The sequence below is a fragment of the Bradyrhizobium sp. AC87j1 genome (assembly GCF_002936975.1).
GTDB classification, from domain to species: Bacteria; Pseudomonadota; Alphaproteobacteria; order Rhizobiales; family Xanthobacteraceae; genus Bradyrhizobium; species Bradyrhizobium shewense.
This window is the reverse complement of the sequence record NZ_PTFE01000051.1, coordinates 1-18,877: the sequence shown is the minus strand read 5'-3', so window position 1 is coordinate 18,877 and position 18,877 is coordinate 1. Positions and strand designations below refer to the sequence as shown.

The window sequence follows — 18,877 nt, the reverse complement described above, 5'->3', positions numbered from 1 at the left end:
AAAATCGTTGTTCTATGGGTCTGAAAACCCTTGATCTCTCAATGCGTTGGAGCGAGCTTTCGGCCGCCACGATCAGCATCGGCCGAGGGCCTCGGACATGGCGTCCATTCGACAAATCAAAGCCAATCGCGGCAATGCGAAGCGCAGCACGGGGCCGAAAACGGCGGCCGGAAAGACGAGGTCCAGCCGCAATGCGCTGCGCCATGGGCTGGCGCGGAGCATTATCAGCGATCCTGCCGAGGTGGAGAATCTTGCCGTCGCGATTGCTTCGGGGCTCCGGCATCCGATCACGCCCGATGCGGCGACGGCGCTGGCACGCTCCAAGCTGGCGCTGCTGAGGATCCGCAGCCTGCGGCAGGCGATGTTAGGCGCGCTTTTGACCGGCCCGTTGGCGGCAGATCTGAAAGGCCTTCAAGGCCTGGAGCGCTACGACCGGGCTGCTTTGGTGCAGCAGAGGCGGGCGCTTCGCTTGCTCAGCCTCGAACGAGGTTGAGCCTGGTCACTTGGCTTCGTTCTGCACTTTCGGTCGAATGGCCCTGTGGTGCTGCGGCAAAGCTCCTCCACTGCGTACCGAAGGTGATGGGCTTAGCGCCTGGGCTGCTTCGGCGCCGAACCACGAGCCGACAGAAAGTCGCGAAACAACTTTAACGGATCAACGCCCAGCGCCTGGGCGATGGCGACAAATTCCACGACGTCGATCCGCCGTTCGCCGCCTTCGCATTTGGCGATGAACGATTGCGGCCGGCCGAGCTTCTTGGCCAATGCATGCTGGCGGATGCCGGCCTGCTGTCGCGCTGCGACAAGAAGTTCGATCAGGCGGGCATGTTGCGCGGATCTTAGGGACTTCTGCATGACCGCCGGGCCAGGGAATCGGCGGCGGTCAATTTGATCCCGAAGATGGATTATCCCAAAACTGGATAAATTTGGCGGCCCGAGCTATCAGTGGCGGCAGCTACGGGGCACCTGATGAAGGTTTCAGCGACAACGGTTCGGTACATCAAGCTCGGCGCCGGCGGCCGCTGGGAGAACAGCCTGGACCGCGCTGAGCTGCACTTCGGCTATGGTTCGGTCAGCCATGAACTTGCCGTTGACGGCAACCGGGCGAAGATCATCGCGCATCTGATTGCGCTGGGCCGATCGCCACAAGCGGCGGGGCGCGACGCGCAGGAAGTCGCCGACTTCTACGAATTGGACGAAAGGTGTCTTTGGATCACAATCGCGCGCGATCATTTGTGGTGGACGTTTGCGGAGCGAGAGGTCACCTGGGTCAAACCTGAACCAACGCGTGCAGGCGAACGCTTCAGGAAGGCCATCGCCGGGTGGCGCAACACCGACATCAATGGGACCCCGCTCAAAATAAATTCGCTGAGCACCAAGCTAACCAAGGTCGCAAGCTATCGTCGGACGATCTGCGCCGTCAAAGCGCAGGACTACCTGCTACGGCGGATCAATGGCATCGAAGAGCCGATCGTCGCAAAGGCGAGCCAAGCCCGAACCGCGCTGCTCGAGGTGACGATCGAGGCCCTGCAGCTGCTGCACTGGGCCGATTTCGAAACCCTTGTTGACATCATCTTTGCGCGCAGTGGCTGGAACCGGATCTCCGTGCTCGGCGGCACCAAGAAGCTGGTCGACCTCGAGCTGGAGCATGCGGTGATCAACGAGCGGGCAGCAGTTCAGGTCAAGTCTGCCGCCAGCCAAAAGACCTTGGATGCCTATATCCGCCGGATGGACGCCACCGAGCAGTTCGACCGGTTCTTCTTCATTTGTCATTCGCCAAAGGGGGCGCTGAGCGCCCCCGACGACCGCTCTGACATTCACGTCTGGACCGGTCGCGAGTTAGGTTCGACCATCATGCGGCTCGGGCTGCACGATTGGGTGATGGAGAGACTCACCTAGCCAACCGCGATCGATCAGAGACGACTCAGCGCGAGGCTGCACGCTGGGTCGCACAACATCGCAACTGGATCTTCTCCGGGCTACGGGAAAGAATCGTCAATCCCCTTGGCGCGGGTGAGGTCGGCCAGCGTGATGGCCCGCATCCGATTGAAGTCGGCCCTTATCTCCTCTATCGACCTCGCGTCATAATCGCGTTCGATCTTTGCACTTTCGATTTCGCGAATTTGCTCGGTCAGTTTCATTGTCATCCTCAAGACTTTCTCATTGCCCTTGACCGCGAGATCGACTACTCGCTTCACCAATACCTCGTCTGTCTGGATGCGCAATCGTTGTCCATCTTCGACAATGGTTCGCTTCCGCTTCAACTCGCGCGCAAAAAGTTCAATCAAAGAGAGACATTTTTTCGGCCTACCGCGTGGATTGCCGGACTGGCCGGGCTTGAAGCGTCGCTCTTTGGGAGGTTTTCCGTAACCAACTGAATAGTTTTCGGAGTTGCGCTTGGTCATTCCGCGCACCCCCGTTGCTGATCTGCGGCAATTTCGTCGAACAAGCGCCCGGTTTGGACGTGGACAGCGCTTTGGCCGGTGTGGCGCTGCCAGCGCCTTATCGCGACGTCAACGTAAAGCGGCTCTAGCTCGGTCGCATAGAGGCGCCGGCCGACCCTTTCGGCTGCCAGCAACGTCGAGCCGCTGCCCAGGAAGTTGTCCAAAACAATGTCATTGCGTTCTGTGCAGTCGAGGATTGCATCGGCGAGCAACTGAACCGGCTTCACAGTGGGGTGTAAGGCAAGCAGGTTACCTTCTTCGCCCCTCCGTTCGAAGCTATTGCATCCTGGATATTGCCATACGTTGGTTCTGAAGCGACCGTGTCGGCCAAGCTCGACGTTGTTGCGATGGGGCACCTTGCCGTGCTTAAAGACAAAGACCAATTCGTGCTGGCTGCGATAGAGTGATCCCATGCCAGCGTTTGATTTGACCCATGCGCATATGTTCTTGAGCTCGAGTCCAAATTGCGTAGCGGCAGCAAGAATCTCGGCGGAATGACGCCAATCCATGAAGATGTAGAGGAGGGATCCCTGGGAGAGGTGCTCGGTTGAGCGGCCAAGGTAGCCGTGCAGGAATGCGGTAAACTCCTCGTTGGACATTTCGCCGGACGCCATCGCAAACTCGGGGTGGCGAATGCGTCCTTTGCCTGAGACGTGCCCTTGAATAGGGAGGTTGAATGGCGGATCGGTGATCACGGCGCGGGCGCGTTCGCCGGCCATGAGGGCGGAAAATGAATCGGCATGAAGCGCGCTTTGGCACAATATCCGATGTGGTCCGGCTTGCCAGAGATCGTTGACAGCCGAAACCGTGGTCGGGAGAGCCGCAGGAACGATGTCGGCTGGGTCAGGAGACGGCTCAACCTGCAGAGATTCGAGGTTCTCGATTCGAAAATCGATCTCTCCCTGGGAGAAGCCGGTGACCTCGAGACTGAACCCGAGGTCGAGCTGAGAGAGCTCCTTGAAGGTTTCCGCAACAGCGCGATCGTCCCAAGGCGCTAGCTCGCCGAGCCGCTGCTCAGCAATCCGGTGGAGTTCGAGTTGTTCTGGAGTGAGATGCGTGACCCGGATGACCGAGAGGTGGCGTAAGCCAAGCTGCAGCGCGCCAAGGTACCAGATCAAACCGGCGACGATCACGCCCGCAGAATCGATGATAACAGGGCTGATCAAGCCTAAGGCCTCGATGCATTTCGCGTATTGTTTCTTGTGGCGATCGGTGTGTTTGCGGACCAATCGCCGCGGCAGCGAAATTGCATCGATGGCAAGCCGCTCGACCGGTCCCACTTCTGTGAAGACCTCGTTGTGTTTGGATGATGTCGTCATAATCTACTCCTTTGGGTTGACCTTGGCGCCGCAGCGCGGATGTTGGGTCGCGTGCGAGCTTGTTAGAAGCGTCGATATAGGTTTCAATTGGACGTGCGTGCATCGTACTTTTCCTTCGGCTCATTCAGTCCGCTCGTCCCGTATGCGCGCGTCCATGGCCGCGGTGGCTACGCCAGCCGATGTACCAGTGGCGCCAACTTTGTTTTGAAGCGTTGATATGGGGTTCAATTAGACGTGAGTGCATGGTCCTTCTCCTTTCTATTCGGCAGGTTCAGCTGCGTCCTCGCTTGCGCGGTCGCGTTTTGGCGAGCTGTTCTGACAACGCGTGGGCTGATCGCGTGAGTTCGAGCCAGGTCATGGAACGGCCCGGCTTTTCAATCCCACGCTTGAACGCCGCGCTCGGGTCCTCGAAAATCTCGACGTTCGGGGCGGGGTCTTCCGCGGTCCGTTGATCCGACCAAATCAGTAAAATTACCGGTGAGTTCGTGGCCAAAGCTGGACTCCCAGGTTTGGCTTGCAGCCGGATCTGATCCGGATCGAACAACTTGGCGCGATCGAGCCTCATGATCTTTTTGTGCTGGCGTTCCAGCGCCGGCCTGATGCGCCGCAACGATTCGACGACAAACTTCTGTGGCCATCTGTGATTGAGCATTTGCAAGCCGATCAGCAAGGCAAAGCTCTCATATTCCGAAAACTGGATCTCGCCGCCCTTACCCGGAGCATCGCCAGTAACAAAAGCGTAGTTAGCTAGTTCGGCGCGGTTCGATTGCGGACGTACGTCCAACGCACGGTCGGTATCCAATAGGCGTTTTAGGCGCGTCACCAGGTTCGCCTCTGACTTGGCGTCATCGGCGCCGAGCCCAGCCACAATGGCGTCCTCGACCTGGTTGCGCTTGTAGGCAGTCATTGGAGCATGATATCAGGTTACAAACCGGGCTGTCCAGAGGGTCTGGACATCATGGTGGGCCCGCTCGCGGTACTGTTCGGGGAGGCGTAAGCCCGCTTGAGGTGCTTGCGGCGACGCTCGCCGTGCAGGTGATTGCACGTGGCGCAACCTCGTCCGCTGGCGACAGAGCTCCATCTCTCATTTCGATCGTTAGGTCGAGGCCTGGTCGGTTTTCAATGCTGGCGGATGTCCCGTGTCCATCAGTTTGCAGCGATCCGCACCTCCAAGGCCAGTGCCTTTTCGCTGCTGGAGCTCCATTTTTGACGTGATGCCAGTTGACAGCGGTCGATGGTCGCGAGTTCCAAGGTAGGAGCTCGTCGAGGCGGCTGATGGGATGCCGGTTAGACATGCGCTCGAGCATTGCTTTCCGCCGCAGGAGCCGAAACTCAGCCCTATCGGCGAAGTCGACGCATGAAAGCAACAGTGTCGCAGTACTTTGCGCCAACGCGTGATTGTTCATTTGCGCACTCGACGCGATTCAGGCCTGCTGCGGTGAAGTCTTCAGATGCGGGGAATGACCAGAATGATTGTGCGTGCTCTCGGCGCTGCTACCGTCTTGCTGATCTCTCTGAGCTCCGAAGCGTTCGCAGCGCGCAATCACAGCCCCACCGGACGCGTATCTTGTACGGACGTCAGATACTATGTCGCGAAGTACTCGGCGCCCGTGGCCGAGATTTATGCCCGAAGTCGCGGCGCCACCGAAGCACAGATCGAGCGGGCGCGCCGTTGTTAGGCCTCAAACGAATCGGTCGAAGCCGAGCGCCGCCGCTCCTACACCGAATGAGAGTAATGCGATGCTCGGTAAGATGCCGCACCTAAGGCCCGGCATCGGTCGAACGCGGACAGGCGTTCTGTCTTGCAATAGATCGATGAAATTCGTCTGATCGTCATTTTTTCAGAAGTAACCCCATTTCTCGCGCCATCCGCTTGACTGAGCCGACATGCCGGCGAAGGGCCGCGGCAATCTCCGCCGCGCAGTAACGCCGGCGGCTCATTGCCGAAAGCTTCCTGCGTTCGAGGTCGCTATCCTCGCTCGCGCCGACGAAGTGATCGAATGACGAAGTCATGCTTATGCTCCTAGCCCTGAGGCGAAGATCGCGGTTCAGCTCGGCATGTCGGCAGATAAGGTAACCCCGAACGTGCCGAGAACGCGACTAGCTCGACACGATTAGCCCAACCGGGCCGAGGCATTCGCAATGTCGGTTTTGGGAGGCAGAGCGGACGCGGGCTAGGGCTTCCTGACCGCCGCGTGTGACCCTCAGAGGAAGTCGCTACTGGGCACATGCGTAGTGCGGCGTCGCTGCTGTTGATCTATGTCAATTATCGCCCATCCTTTGGCTTCAAACTATTAAAGTCGTCCTCTCCTCCCGATCCTGCAGAAGGCCTCCTGAAGGTTCGGCGCCAAAGTGAGAGATTGCTCATGATAACAATCCCAGAACTGACGTCCCAGGCTCTTGGTGCGTTCCTGATCTCGGAGACAAGCGGTCGCTTCGGCTCGTCCCACGCCAGCTTGCCGGAATTGCTGCCCTATGCAGCAAAGCTGGCCCTGGAATGTATTGGTAACAGCGATGCACTCTACCACAACGTCGAGCACACCTTGTTGGTCACGCTGGTGGGGCATGACATCCTGATCGGGCGCTCCCTTCTTAGGCCAACGACGGCTGGTGACTATGCTCACTTCATCCTGGCGTGCCTGCTTCACGATATTGGCTACGTTCGGGGAATAGTTCACGGAGACCAGGACGGTGCCTATGTGGTTGATGGTACCGGCCGAACGGTTGAGTTACCGATCGGCTCTTCCGATGCAGCGCTTGCGCCCTATCATGTCGACCGCTCCAAATTATTCGCCATGGAGCGTCTCGACGCAGTTGACGAAATTGACGCTGCTCGCGTTACCCAAGCCATCGAATACACTCGTTTTCCTTATGCAGACGCATCAGCGAACGAACTCAAGGATGATCTTGACGAAGAGGAAGGTTTGTTGCTTCGCGCCGCCGACCTGATCGGTCAGCTCGGCGACCCGAATTACATGAAGAAATCAAATGCGCTGTTCTACGAGTTCGAGGAGATAGGACTCAACAAGTCGCTCGGATACACCACACCCGCGGACGTGGTGTACAAATATCCTCAGTTCTACTGGACCAAGGTCGCACCGCACGTCCAAACTGCCATCCGCTATTTGAATGTAACCTCGAGCGGAAGACAATGGATCGGCAGTCTCTATGGCAACATCCTTCGCGCTGAGCGAGAGGTGGGACTTTCTGGTCCGGAGCTATAGGCATTCCAATACTGTGATTTCGGGTTGATTCCGATCAATCCTCCGACGCTCAGAACTGACGATAGCTGACATTGCCGGCGGCTTTAGGCGCGTGCTGACGTCCGTTGTCGTTTGGCCGAAAGTCCGCAAGTGACCAATATTGTTGAATTAGTAGTCCCCGAGCGATCTTGAGCGGAGCGCGGCTGACCTACAGCCCAAAGCCTCGGCCAATCTCCCGCGCAAGCTTGAGCGCGGCGTCGGTATTGCGACCATAGAAGAACGCTCGATCAAGCTGCGAAAAGATGCCCATTCCAAACAGCGCGATGGCAATGCCTCTAAACATGGTTGTGGACCGGGTTGAACGATGCAGCGAAAGTTCAAAACGGCCCCAGCCGCAGGTTGGGAGAAACAGCCGGGGCCGACATTCCCATTCCGTGTGCCGTAATCAGCGGTAATCGGCACGCTCCCAGCAAGCCACAAGAAAGCTAACGAACTCTTTCTCCCGCCGCCGTCCGGGCGCGCGCCCCACGCGTTGAGGTTGGATCAATGTGAAGCGCAGCGTGGGCACTCCCCATCTGCTGCTTTGCTGAGCTGCCGTGCGATCTCTTGCCTGAGGTCTTGCGTTTCCGAATTCGCGGCATCGCTCCTAACGATCGGGATGGCAGGCTCTCACCTTGATGCTGCAAGCCCCCTCGGGCCAGCCTTGGCCCCTTGGGGGCTGGAGGGGACAGTGCGGGGCCAAGGCGGTCCGACGGATGGCGCTGAGGAGCGCCACGCAATTGAGGCTAGGCCCAGTCGGCGAAATCGCTGTGTTCACTTGTGACCGGGACAGCTATTTGTAATGTTCCAACAAAGGAACATGGCGGCTGGCTATGAGACATGCAGGCCCAGTCTGAGAAGCTTCGCCGAGGCGCCGCTGAGTGCGCCCTTATTCGCGACTTGGCGACTGATCCCAAGAAGCGCGAGCTGTTTGCCAGATTGGCTGAACACCTTGACGTGCTCGCATTGGCAGTGGAGCAAGTTATTGCCGACAGCGGTGGTACCGACATCGCTATGACACATCAAAAGCAGCCATGCGGGATCGTCACGACGCGCTGCCCGGATGGGCTGGCACCGTGAAGTGGAAAGTCGCGCCATGGGGCGCATTGGAGGTCACCCACAGGCGCCCGGAATGCGCTTCGATGATCGAGCGGCAGATCGACAGTCCCATCCCCAGACCGCCAGGCTTCGTCGTGTAGAAGGGGTCGAAGATGCGCTTGAGAGCGTCCGGGACCAATCCTGGTCCCGAATCCTTCACCGCGACGATAATGCCGTCAGATTCGGCCCGAGCGGTCGTAATGAGCACGCTTCGCGATCCCCTCGCGACCGTGCCCATGGCTTGGATGGCATTGACGATCAGGTTGAGGATCACTTGCTGCAATTGGACGCGATCACCTTCGACGAGTGGCAAACCGTCTCCGAGTTCCGTCTGCATCGCGACGTCGTTCTTCACCGCTTCGCTGCGGGCGAGCTCGATCACGTCCCGGATCGCCTCGTTGATATCCAACCGATCCTTCCGTGGCGGTGCTTTTTTGATGAGATCACGTATCCGCCCGATGATGTCGCGGGCTCGATCAGTATCGTTCACAACATAACCGAGCGTATCCCTGGCTCTCCCGACATCCGGCGGGTTTCTGTCCAGGAAATGCAGGGCGGCATCGGCATTCATCGATGCGCCAGCGATCGGCTGGCTTACTTCATGGGCGATCGAGGCCGTGAGCTCACCCATGGTGGCGAGGCGGTTCGCATGCGCCAATTCCCTTTGCGCCTCCCGCAAGGTCTCTTCGGCTCGCTTGCGCTCGGTGGTGTCCCGTCCGACGCCGCGGTAACCGATGAAGCGCCCTGCATTGTCGAGGACCGGCAGTCCCGAGATGGACATGTAGCGTTTGCCGCCGTCAGGCGTAGGCCGCGCCAGCTCGAAATCACGGAACGGCAGGTGCGCATCGAGAGTCTCCCGGTGCTTGCGCCAGGCCTCCGCGTCGGGCTCCAAATAGGGCACTTCCCACCACGTCTTCCCAATTTCGGAGCCAGGCGCTGGCGCATCGGCAAGACCCTCGCCGAACTCCTGGCGGGTGAAGCGATGCTGCGCATCGGATTCCCAGTAGACGTCGAAGGAGAATTGCACAAGGGTGCGAAAGCGCTCCTCGCTCTGCCGCAGAGCCTCTTCCGACCGCTTGCGCTCCGTCAGGTCGACGACAAAAGAGACGCCGTAATCTCGTCGCTCGTCGAATGCAGCCATGCCGATCAACACGGGCACGCGGCTGCCGTCCTTGCGGAAATATTCCTTCTCGAACGGCTGCACGCTCCCCATCATCTTTAGCTCCGGGATCCACAATCGCATGTGGCGGTCGAGCCACTCCGGCGGTGTAAGGTCAGTCCAGCGTAGGCGGCCCGAAATGAGATACTCGCGGTCGTATCCCACGATGCGGAGAAACGCATCATTCGCCTCCAGAATCCGACCTCCAAGCTCCCAGATGATAATCCCGATGATGTTGGCCTCGACCAGGCGCCGAATCCTAGCCTCGCGTTCTGCGAGATCCTGGTACAAGTGAGCGTTCTCCAGCGCGATTGCCGCCTGCGAGGCGAGCAGCTTTAGCACCGCAATCCGACCCGGTGCGAAGACGTGCGCAGCCAGATTGTTTTCCAGGTACAGCACGCCGATGAAATTGACATGAGCGATCACCGGCAGGCCGAGCACGGAGCGCGCTTGGCGATGAATGATGTAGGGATCCGCTGAAAACGGTTTCTGGGCTGCGGCATCATCGAGAATGATGCTCTCCCGCGTACGCAAGATGTAGTTGAGGATCGCCTCCGGCAGGAGCGCTGCAGTCACGGGCTCGTCGCGCAGCTGTACGACGACCGTGTCGCCCTCGGTGGTCGCTTCGGCGGCAATTCGCAACTCGGTCCCGTGCGACAGAACCAACAGGCCGCGCTCGGCGCCCGCGTTCTCGATAGCGGTGCGCATGACGGTGATGAGCAGCTTCTCCCGGACGATTGCGCCCGAGACCGCTTGCGACAACTTGATGACGGTGGCGAGGTCGAGCTGCTCCAAGGGGGTCCCGATCGTGCTCGTCGGGCCGGGCGCCGCTGTTTCCTCTGCCAGGTGGGCATAGACGCGGTCGAGTTGCCGCACCTTGCCATCAGCCCCCCACCGCAAATAAGCACGCCGAGCGTCGGCCAAGTACGCTCGAGCGATTCTCTCAAACCCGCGCGCCGCGTAGAAGCGTGCGGCGAGTTCGTTGGCAAGCGCGTCGTTCTGAACAAAGCCATTGGCGCGGGCCGAGCGGATAGCGTGTTCATAGAGGCGTTCGGCATCGAGCTCGCGGCCTTCCAAGCGGGCGACCTCCGCCTCGACGAGTGCGGCGCGATTCTCGAAATTCTCCGGACAATTCCTTGCCCAGATCTGGAGCTGTCGCCGGTGCGCCGCCAGTGCCGCGAGGTACTCCCGGTGCTGGGTAGGCGCGGCGGAGGCGCAGGCCATCGCGAGGGACAATGCACCATAGAATTCGTGTTCGGCAGTTTCGAGCTGCGATATAGACGTCCACAGCAGCCGCTGCGCCCTTTGTGACGCCTCAATCGCAGCCGCGTAGTCGCCTGCAAAAAAGCGCGCCTGCTGCTTTCGGATCCAATACCAGCAGTCCGCTCGCATGAGGTTGGCATTCTCGGCGAACCGGCGCTCGGTCTGAAGCTCTTCAAAGTGCTCGTCGTCAAAGGAGCCGAATTTCGACGTCAGCCCCCGCAGGGTCCGGATGAGCTGCAGTTGGCTGACGACAACGTCAACGACCAGCCCGAACTGTGCCGTTTTTGCAAATGCGAGGCCACTCTCGACTTCGCGTTGCACCTCGGCGAGCGGGTCACCAGCCGCGAGCAGATTCGAATTCAGATTGACACGGGCATACGCGGCGAACGTGAGATCGCCGGTTTTGTTTGCGACGTCGAAAGCCCGAAGCAGCGAATCACGCGCACTCCGGACATGTCGCGTCCATGGCGCGAGGTGCGCTCCGAAGAGCATATAGGTCTGCGCATGAAATCGCGTCAATCCGCGCCGTTCGACCAATTCATATCCGAGCAGACCAAATCCAAATCCCGCCTCGTAGTCGCCGAAGCGAGGACCGGCAATCATCCCAAGCCTCATATAGGCAACGCACGAGGCATCGCAGTTTCCGTGTTCAAGGCTGAGATTAACCGCTCGACAAACGGTCAAGGAAAAGAGGTTCAAATCCGTGAATAGTGCAGGCGGCAGCAGCCTGGTCAGCACGCCCAGAGTCGCGAGAGACACCGGATCACTCATCAAGGGCAGTTCGATCAGAGCTTCGATATGGCGCCCGCCAAGTTGGGACCGGACGCGGTCGTATTCACCTCGCGCCTCCTCCTCCGTCGGATGGGCTGGCCAGTCGATGGCCAGGTGGCGGAGGTAATCGAGAGCAACAGCAATTGCATCGCTACTCCGATCGAGCCTCGTGTACAGGTCGATACGCAGGCATGAGACCATGGCTAACTCGACAGGGCCGGCCGCGCGGGCTGAGAGAGCCATCAGGCGTCGCTCCGCTTCCGCCAGCGCGCCGGTCAGAAACTCGCATTCTGCCCGGTTGATCTCCAGCGAGAAGGCCAGTTCATGCCTGCTCTCCCAGCAATCCTCCAGCAACAGGGCCGCGCCGGCTTTGAGATAAGTCAGTGCCGAGTCATAGGCGGTGGACGCTTTGGCGCGCTTGGCTGCGAGCAGGTTGAGCTCGGTCAGCTTCGCTCGTTCGTCTCGTGAGGTGATCAACGCAACGCCGCGGTTGAGCTGATTGACGATGTCGAAGATCACGTCCCCGTGCTGTTCTGTGGGAGTATTCGCCACGAGCAGCCGGCCGATGGCGAGATGGGCTTCCGCACGCTCGGCTTCCGGTTTGCTTGAATAGGCCGCTTCCTGCACCCGGTCGTGGGTGAATCTGTAATAGCCTTGCCGTCGCTCGACCAGCTCCTCGTGCGCGGCTTCCCACAGCGCTGCGTCGACTTCAGCCGCCGATCTCCCCAGAACAAGAGCCAACAGCGTGATCGTGGCGGTGTTACCGAGACAGGCGAGCTGCTGCAACGATGCCTGCGTCTCGGCCGGAAGGCGCGCGAGTTTGCCGACCATGAGGTCCACCACATTGTCGGTATAGCCCTTGGCGCGAATGAGATCGAGATCCCACGTCCAGCACGACGACGTATGATCGAACGCAAGCAGACGCTCCTCGACGAGCTCGTAAAGAAACTGGATGGCGAAGAACGGATTGCCGCCCGCTTTCTCCTGCACTAACTGCACCAGGGACGCGGCATAACTCGGCTCGCAACGCAACGAGTCGGCAATCAGCTGCCCGACATGCTCGGTGGCAAGCGGCGCTAGCGCGATCTCCTCAACGATGCCGCTGCAATTCTTGATGGCGGCGATCTTGCGCCGCAGAGGATGCGCGGCGTCGACCTCGTTATCGCGGTAAGCGCCGATCATCAGCAGATGGCTCACATCCGCCTGAGTCAGCAGATCCTCGAGCAGGTCCAGCGTCGCCGAGTCTAGCCATTGCAGGTCGTCGAGGAATAGCGCCAGTGGATGCTCCGGTCGCGCGAACACGCCGATGAAGTGCCGCACCACTTGGTGGAAGCGCCTTTGCGCATCCTGCAGAGCCAGGTCGGGTACCCGAGGCGGCTCGCCGATGATGAGCCTCAGCTCGGGGACGAGGTCCACCAAAAGCCCGCCGTTCGGGCCTAACGCCTTGTGCAGGGCATCGCGCCAGGGCGCCAGCTCGACCTCACTCTTCGCCAGAAGGCCCCGGAGCAGGCTGCGGAACGCCTGCGCCAGTGTGGCATAGGGAATGTCGCGTTTGTATTGGTCGAATTTGCCGTCGGCGAACAGGCCGCCCGAGGGCACCAGCACCTTGTGCAGCTCGTTGACGACAGCTGACTTGCCGATGCCGGCGTATCCCGAGACCAACACCAACTCAGGCGTGCCGCTCTGGACCATACGGTCGAAGGCCGCGAGCAAGACTTCGATGTCTCGCGCGCGCCCATAGAGCGTCTCGGGGATGAGCAGCCGGTCCGGGATGTCGCGCTCGCCCAGGGGGAAGTCGTCGATCCCCTGCCGAGCCTCCCAGGCGGCGAGGCAGCGCCGGAGATCGCTCTCCAGACCGGCCGCGGTCTGATAGCGCTCCTCGGCGGTCTTGGCGAGCAGCTTCATGATGATGGCCGAAAGGAGATTGGGCACTTGCTTCCGACGCTGGGCGGGTGGCACAGGCCTCCTGGCGATATGGCAGTGCACCCATTCCATCGGATCGGCTGCGGTAAACGGGGGCGCGCCGGCGAGCATCTGATAGAAGGTGACGCCCAGCGCGTATAGATCACTGCGCGCGTCGATCGAGCGGTTCATTCGTCCGGTCTGCTCGGGTGCCATATAGGCGAGGGTGCCGGCGATGGTTTCAGGCGGTTCGGGTGATTGGCGCTCGCGCGGGAGTCGCGAGGCAATGCCGAAACCCGTGAGTCTGACTTCGCCGGTCGCGCGATTCACGATGATGTTGTGCGGCTTGATGTCTTTGTGCACGAGCCCACGCTGATGGACCTTGCCAAGAGCCGCCGTGATGTGGACGGCGAGATGCAAGAATGATCCCACCTGCATAGGCGCTTGGAGCTGGCGCTCCAGCGGCTCGCCGCCGGGATCCTCGAGCAGCAGCACGGGCCGGCCGCCCTCACTGACAAGTTCGAGCGGCCGCAAGGCCCACGCGCTGTCGAGTTCGTCCTTTAGTGCATATTCGTGCACCAGGCGATCCCGGCTCGTTGATGGGGCATGCTCGGCGGGAAGCACGGCCAGCACAGTTTTGCGGCCACCATCGGAGCCCTGGCGCGATGCCCGGCAAAAGATGCGGTCGTCGTCCTCCCATAACGCCTGGAAGTCGCTGTCCATGCGCGCCGAACCGAAAGACTGGGTTCAACTGCTGGCCTCTACGGAACCCGATGTCGGGTGGCGAGATACCTGTTGAGCTCGTTGAATAAAATCGAGCTTGCCACAGATGGAGCGGCGTGGCCAGCCGAGCTAAGCTCGACTACCAACGGAGCGGTCCTGAATTCTGGCTGCCGATCAGGTGCGGCATCGGTCGAACGCGGACAGGCGTTCTGTCTTGCAATAGATCGATGAAATTCGTCTGATCGTCATTTTTTCAGAAGTAACCCCATTTCTCGCGCCATCCGCTTGACTGAGCCGACATGCCGGCGAAGGGCCGCGGCAATCTCCGCCGCGCCGTACCGCCGGCGGCTCATTGCCGAAAGCTTCCTGCGTTCGAGGTCGCTCCACTCCTTCGGCTTCGATGCTTTCATGTTGTCATGTTGCCGCCGGCCCGAGGCAGGCGACATTGGGAAATTTACGGGTGCCATCTAGAGTTTGCCCGACGGGCCGAAGCGTGGATCGTCGAGGAGCGCCTGCCAGTATTCCGGCGGGAAATCGGTGTGGGGTGGAATGGCGGGCTAGCTTCGCTATCCGTCAGGATTTCATTGGCGGGCGGTGGAGTTCGACTATATCGACGCGCTGCTGGCCTTTTATTCGGGCGACGAAGCGACGACGTTTGACCAGCGCGCGCAGGCCTATCCCAAGGCAACCAAAGCCGTCGCCACGCGCAATCCTGATGATGACGAGGCGCAGATCACCTACGCCATCACGCTGAACGTCACGGCGTCACCAAATGACAAGACTATGCTAACCAGCTCAAGGGCGCTGCCATCCTGGAGCCGATCTTCAAGCGACAGCCCCGCGCCACCCCGGCGTGGCGCATTACCTCATCTCTACGACTATCCGGGGATCGCAGAACAAGGTCTCGACGCTGCTAAGCGCTATTCCGAGATCGCGCCGGTGGCGCCGCACGCTTTGCATATGCGCTCGCACATCTTCACGCGCGTCGGCTACTGGAACGAATCCATCGAGGCCAATAGCCGTTCCGCCAAGGCTGCCAAGGAGGGGCAAGGACCCCAGGGAGCAGCTGCATGCCGACGACTGTAAGCAATTCACCGCGAGACTGAGACTTGATCTGCTTTAATTTTTCTGCCATTTTAAATCTGTTATTTTATTTTTGTTTTTTTGAAGCGGCTTTTCAGAGCTATTTTGCAATATTGCGCCGCTGCCTATTTGGATAGAACATGAGCGACGAAACGATTGTCCGTTTGCAGACCCATAGGAAGAATGTTGAGCGGTATTTGCGCCTGCTGGAAACTGCGTTGACCGACGTTGAGCAGCAGTACATTGAGAAGCGCCTGGCTGAAGAAGGATCGGCCATGGACCAGCTATCGCTTCAGATGGCCGGGGCGGCGAACGCTTTCCATAAGATGTGCAATCACCCGCCCAGCGGCAAACGGTAAAAACCGCAAGCAGCGGTCAACCCGCGGTCTGTCGCAATTGTCCACTGGCCGAGATGTGGCAGGATACGCTTGGCGAGTGAACGCACCGCGCAATCGCGGATAATAAGGGAGCGGGGCGCGGGACTTTGGTCAACTAATCCTTGGATGTATCTCGCAGCGCAATTTGAATGGCTTCGCGGATTCGCCGACCTCCTTTGGGGTCGATCGCATCCAAGTGATAAATTCGACATAACAGACCGTTGATGCGCCTCACAATGCGCCTGTTATTGGAGTGCCGATTGCGCGCGCGCACCAGCTGACGGCGCACTTCCAACAGGTCCAGGCGATGAAGCCCTCTTGATTGCACCATGCGGATGGACCCAGCGTGTGTCGTTTTGGATCGTCAGCCACGGACACTCGGTCCAGCGTGATTATCACGGGCCAAACCACCGCAGGCTTTCAGCGTTCCAGCCCAGATCAAATAGCTCTTTTAATTAAATTTACGGGGTGTTATTAGCATTTAATTATTTAAGTGGCAAATTTATGGGTGGGCGCTGGTTTGAATACCCCATTGAACCAAAAGTTCGATGTTGCCGGATCTGAGATGGCTGGGGCGTCCTTTAGTTTCCCCGAGCCTGCTCCAGCTCACGCACTGATCATTTCGGACGCGCATCTCCTGTTCTCAGGGGACTATGCACGTTCGGGTCATGATCTCATCATTTCCGATTCTGACCATCGGATCACGATCCCCAATTACTTTCTCGGTGAGAAGCGTTTGCCGCTCAGCTCCTCGGACGGCGCGCTGCTCGACGCGAGAGTGGTCGAAGCCCTCACCGGTTATCAAACCTTTGCGCAAGCCGGAGGCAATGCCGCTGCTGGAAAGGTGATTGGCCGTGTCGCGACCGTAACGGGAAGCGCCAGCATCGTTCGCAACGGCGTTACGATCGAGGCGAATAATGGGGATGTCGTTTATCAGAACGATGTCGTGCAAACTGGAAGCGGCTCTACCATTGGTCTCGTCCTTATCGACGGCACCACGTTCAACCTGAGCGCCAATGCTCGGTTCATGTTGAACGAATTGGGGTATGAGGGGCAGAGTAGTGCGAGTGGCACCTTAGTCAGTCTGACGAGTGGCACGAACCATTCGATGTTCACTCTCATCCAGGGGGCCGCCAGTTTCGTCGCTGGGCAGGTCGCGAAAACCGGCGACATGCAGGTCGCGACGCCTACTGCCGCGATCGGAATTCGCGGTACTGCCGTCCTTCTCAGCGTCGATGCTGTGGATGGGAAAGTCTCGGTCTCTGTCGCTGATCAGCAAGACGGCCGAGTTCATTCCGTACAAGTCTTCAAATGCGTTCCAGCGACGAACTTGCTTCAAGGCGTTTGTACTGCGGGGGATCCGATCGGGATAGTGACCAGCGACGGTCCATCGCTAACCATCACGCCAACCGCGAATTTTGAGGTGATCACCCAAGCCGTCAGCAAGACCCCAGGGCAAGTTGCGCAGGAGTTCAACGCTTTTCAACAGGTGTTAACGACCTACGATATCGGGAAACAGATCGCTCCAGACACTCCGGCACCTAGCGACGGCAAGCGAGGAGACGTCGACACAAAGTCGCTGCAGAAGTTCGCTGGGAGCCCCCCACCATCACCCACTGAAGCTCCAACCACCGTTATTGGGGGCGACATAAAAGGCCAAGCTGGTGGGGGATCGATCACTCCAGTTGTTGTGACCCTCGCTTCCATCGCGGGAACTTCTGCCTCCGCCTCGAAACCGCTCGTCCCCACTTTGGACCCATCGCAAGCTGTTGTTATGGCTCCATTCGGACCTGTCCTTATCAGCAGCGCAGGCGGTCCAACCAACCAAGGAAATCAAACAATCAGCGGAACAGTTGATCCGTCCTTCGTTGGAAGCGCGGTGACGCTGTACGACACATACAATGGTGTTACGACGCAGATTGGAACCGTTACCGTTGGCTCCGGCGGCGTTTGGAGCCTGACGGTCACCCTGGCTGGTGATGGCGACCACAGCATCGTGGCTTTGGACCCTAGCGCCAACGTTACAACGAGCGTGCCCGTTGTTTTCACGCTCGACACGACGGCACCCGCGATCGCGATCACCAGCGCGGGCGGGCCAGTCAACCAGGCCAGCCAGACCATCACCGGCACGGTCGGCGTCGCCGATGCCGGGGCGACCGTCACCATCCTGGATAATGCCACCGCAGTCGGCGCCGCCATCGTGCAGGCCAACGGCAGCTGGAGCACCACGGTCACGCTGAACCAGGGTGGCAACTCCCTGACCGCACGGGTCAGCGATGCGGCCGGTAATACCGCGACCAGCGGCGCGGTGGTCTACACCCTCGGCACCACCGGTCCGACCGTGACCGAGAGTCTCGTCTCCGACACCGGCGCTTCGGCCACCGACCACGTCACCGCCAACCCGGCGCTGAGCGGCACCGGCCTCGCCAACACCGTGGTGCACTTCACCATCGACGGCAGCCCGATCGCGGCGACAGTGACCACCGATGCGCAAGGGGGCTGGTCGTTTACGCCGAGCGGGCTGGCCGACGGATTGCACACCATTGTCGCAAGCCAGACCGACACTTTTGGCAACACCGGCTCGGCTTCGCTGAGCTTCACGCTCGACACCACGGCACCCGCGGTCGCGATCACCAGCGCGGGCGGGCCGGTCAACCAGGCCAGCCAGACCATCACCGGCACGGTGGGCGTCGCCGATGCCGGCGCCAGCGTCACCATCCTGGATGGCACCACCACGATCGGTACCGCGGTCGTGCAGGCCAACGGCAGCTGGAGCACCACGGTCACGCTGAACCAGGGTGGCAACTCCCTGACCGCACGGGTCAGCGATGCGGCCGGCAACATCGCGACCAGCGGCGCGGTGGTCTACACGCTCAGCACCACCGGCCCGACCGTGACCGAGGCCCTGGTTGCCGACACCGGCACGTCGGCCACCGACCACCTCACCGCCAATTCGGCGCTGAGCGGCACCGGCCTTGCCAACACCGTGGTGCACTTCACCATCGACGGCAGCCCGATCGCGGCGACGACCACCACCGATGCGCAAGGCGCCTGGTCGTTTACGCCGAGCGGGCTGACTGACGGATTACACACCATCGTGGCGAGCCAAACCGACGCTTTTGGCAACACCGGCTCGGCCTCGCTAAACTTCACCCTCGACACGTCGGCGCCCGCGGTCGCCATCACCAGTGCGGGCGGACCGGTCAACCAGGCGAGCCAGACCATCACCGGCACGGTGGGCGTCGCCGATGCCGGCGCCAGCGTCACCATCCTGGATGGCGCCACGACGATCGGTACCGCGATCGTGCAGGGCAACGGCAGCTGGAGCACCACGGTCACGCTGAACCAGGGTGGCAACTCCCTGACCGCACGGGTCAGCGATGCGGCCGGTAATACCGCGACCAGCGGCGCGGTGGTCTACACCCTCAGCACCACCGGCCCGACCGTGACCGAGGCCCTGGTTGCCGACACCGGCACGTCGGCCACCGACCACCTCACC

The 18,877-nt window shown here is 60.2% G+C and carries 15 protein-coding genes and 1 pseudogene; 8 read left to right on the top strand and 8 right to left on the bottom strand.

Annotated elements, in window-relative coordinates:
* Positions 1 to 97 precede the first annotated feature (97 nt).
* Positions 98 to 493, top strand: a complete 396-nt coding sequence (locus CV770_RS24110; protein WP_104464118.1) for a hypothetical protein — start codon at positions 98 to 100, stop codon at positions 491 to 493.
* A 92-nt stretch (positions 494 to 585) separates the two neighbouring features.
* Here the strand turns inward: CV770_RS24110 and CV770_RS24105 are convergent, their stop codons facing one another.
* Positions 586 to 852 (bottom strand): helix-turn-helix domain-containing protein, encoded by a 267-nt coding sequence (locus CV770_RS24105; RefSeq protein WP_104464117.1) that lies wholly within the window; start codon positions 850 to 852, stop codon positions 586 to 588.
* Between the two features lie 114 nt (positions 853 to 966).
* On the opposite strand from CV770_RS24105, the gene CV770_RS24100 reads away from it, so the two are divergent.
* Positions 967 to 1,896: a hypothetical protein gene (locus CV770_RS24100; RefSeq protein WP_104464116.1), complete on the top strand. Its 930-nt coding sequence runs from the start codon at positions 967 to 969 to the stop codon at positions 1,894 to 1,896.
* A gap of 80 nt (positions 1,897 to 1,976) precedes the next feature.
* On the opposite strand, the gene CV770_RS24095 is transcribed toward CV770_RS24100, so the two are convergent.
* The 3 genes from CV770_RS24095 to CV770_RS24085 form a co-directional block, all read right to left on the bottom strand.
* Positions 1,977 to 2,402: a DUF5681 domain-containing protein gene (locus CV770_RS24095; RefSeq protein ID WP_104464115.1), complete on the bottom strand. Its 426-nt coding sequence runs from the start codon at positions 2,400 to 2,402 to the stop codon at positions 1,977 to 1,979.
* Entirely contained in the window at positions 2,399 to 3,760 is a 1,362-nt protein-coding gene (locus tag CV770_RS24090) for a DNA modification methylase (RefSeq protein ID WP_104464114.1), read from the bottom strand. Before CV770_RS24090 ends, CV770_RS24095 begins: the two co-directional genes overlap by 4 nt.
* 271 nt (positions 3,761 to 4,031) lie before the next feature.
* Complete coding sequence (locus CV770_RS24085) at positions 4,032 to 4,667, bottom strand: hypothetical protein (protein ID WP_104464113.1); 636 nt, start codon at positions 4,665 to 4,667, stop codon at positions 4,032 to 4,034.
* 562 nt (positions 4,668 to 5,229) lie between these two features.
* On the opposite strand from CV770_RS24085, the gene CV770_RS43440 reads away from it, so the two are divergent.
* Complete coding sequence (locus CV770_RS43440) at positions 5,230 to 5,439, top strand: hypothetical protein (protein WP_104464150.1); 210 nt, start codon at positions 5,230 to 5,232, stop codon at positions 5,437 to 5,439.
* A gap of 154 nt (positions 5,440 to 5,593) precedes the next feature.
* Here CV770_RS43440 and CV770_RS41725 read toward each other — a convergent pair whose 3' ends face one another.
* A complete protein-coding gene (locus tag CV770_RS41725) occupies positions 5,594 to 5,773 on the bottom strand; it encodes a hypothetical protein (protein WP_146101338.1) in 180 nt (59 codons plus the stop codon).
* Between the two features lie 353 nt (positions 5,774 to 6,126).
* Here CV770_RS41725 and CV770_RS24075 point away from each other — a divergent pair, with 353 nt between their 5' ends.
* Positions 6,127 to 6,984, top strand: a complete 858-nt coding sequence (locus tag CV770_RS24075) for an HD domain-containing protein (protein ID WP_104464112.1) — start codon at positions 6,127 to 6,129, stop codon at positions 6,982 to 6,984.
* Positions 6,985 to 8,047: 1,063 nt separating this feature from the next.
* On the opposite strand, the gene CV770_RS24065 is transcribed toward CV770_RS24075, so the two are convergent.
* Together CV770_RS24065 and CV770_RS42195 are read right to left on the bottom strand one after the other, a co-directional pair.
* Positions 8,048 to 13,918, bottom strand: coding sequence for an AAA family ATPase (locus tag CV770_RS24065; RefSeq protein WP_104464110.1), 5,871 nt, complete (start codon positions 13,916 to 13,918; stop codon positions 8,048 to 8,050).
* 245 nt (positions 13,919 to 14,163) lie between these two features.
* Positions 14,164 to 14,328, bottom strand: coding sequence for a hypothetical protein (locus CV770_RS42195; protein ID WP_161500021.1), 165 nt, complete (start codon positions 14,326 to 14,328; stop codon positions 14,164 to 14,166).
* A gap of 184 nt (positions 14,329 to 14,512) precedes the next feature.
* Here CV770_RS42195 and CV770_RS24055 point away from each other — a divergent pair, with 184 nt between their 5' ends.
* A complete protein-coding gene (locus tag CV770_RS24055) occupies positions 14,513 to 15,004 on the top strand; it encodes a hypothetical protein (protein ID WP_245453846.1) in 492 nt (163 codons plus the stop codon).
* Between the two features lie 137 nt (positions 15,005 to 15,141).
* Positions 15,142 to 15,360 (top strand): hypothetical protein, encoded by a 219-nt coding sequence (locus CV770_RS24050; protein ID WP_104464108.1) that lies wholly within the window; start codon positions 15,142 to 15,144, stop codon positions 15,358 to 15,360.
* A 661-nt stretch (positions 15,361 to 16,021) separates the two neighbouring features.
* On the opposite strand, the gene CV770_RS43435 is transcribed toward CV770_RS24050, so the two are convergent.
* Positions 16,022 to 16,330, bottom strand: a complete 309-nt coding sequence (locus CV770_RS43435; RefSeq protein ID WP_245453845.1) for a hypothetical protein — start codon at positions 16,328 to 16,330, stop codon at positions 16,022 to 16,024.
* Between CV770_RS43435 and CV770_RS44250 the strand changes: the two are divergent.
* Positions 16,223 to 16,588: pseudogene (locus tag CV770_RS44250) on the top strand (FecR domain-containing protein); the annotation flags it as partial. The gene CV770_RS43435 and the pseudogene CV770_RS44250 overlap by 108 nt on opposite strands.
* A gap of 822 nt (positions 16,589 to 17,410) precedes the next feature.
* Positions 17,411 to 18,877, top strand: a 1,467-nt coding sequence (locus tag CV770_RS43430; RefSeq protein ID WP_245453844.1) for an Ig-like domain-containing protein, incomplete at its 3' end; no start/stop codon positions are given.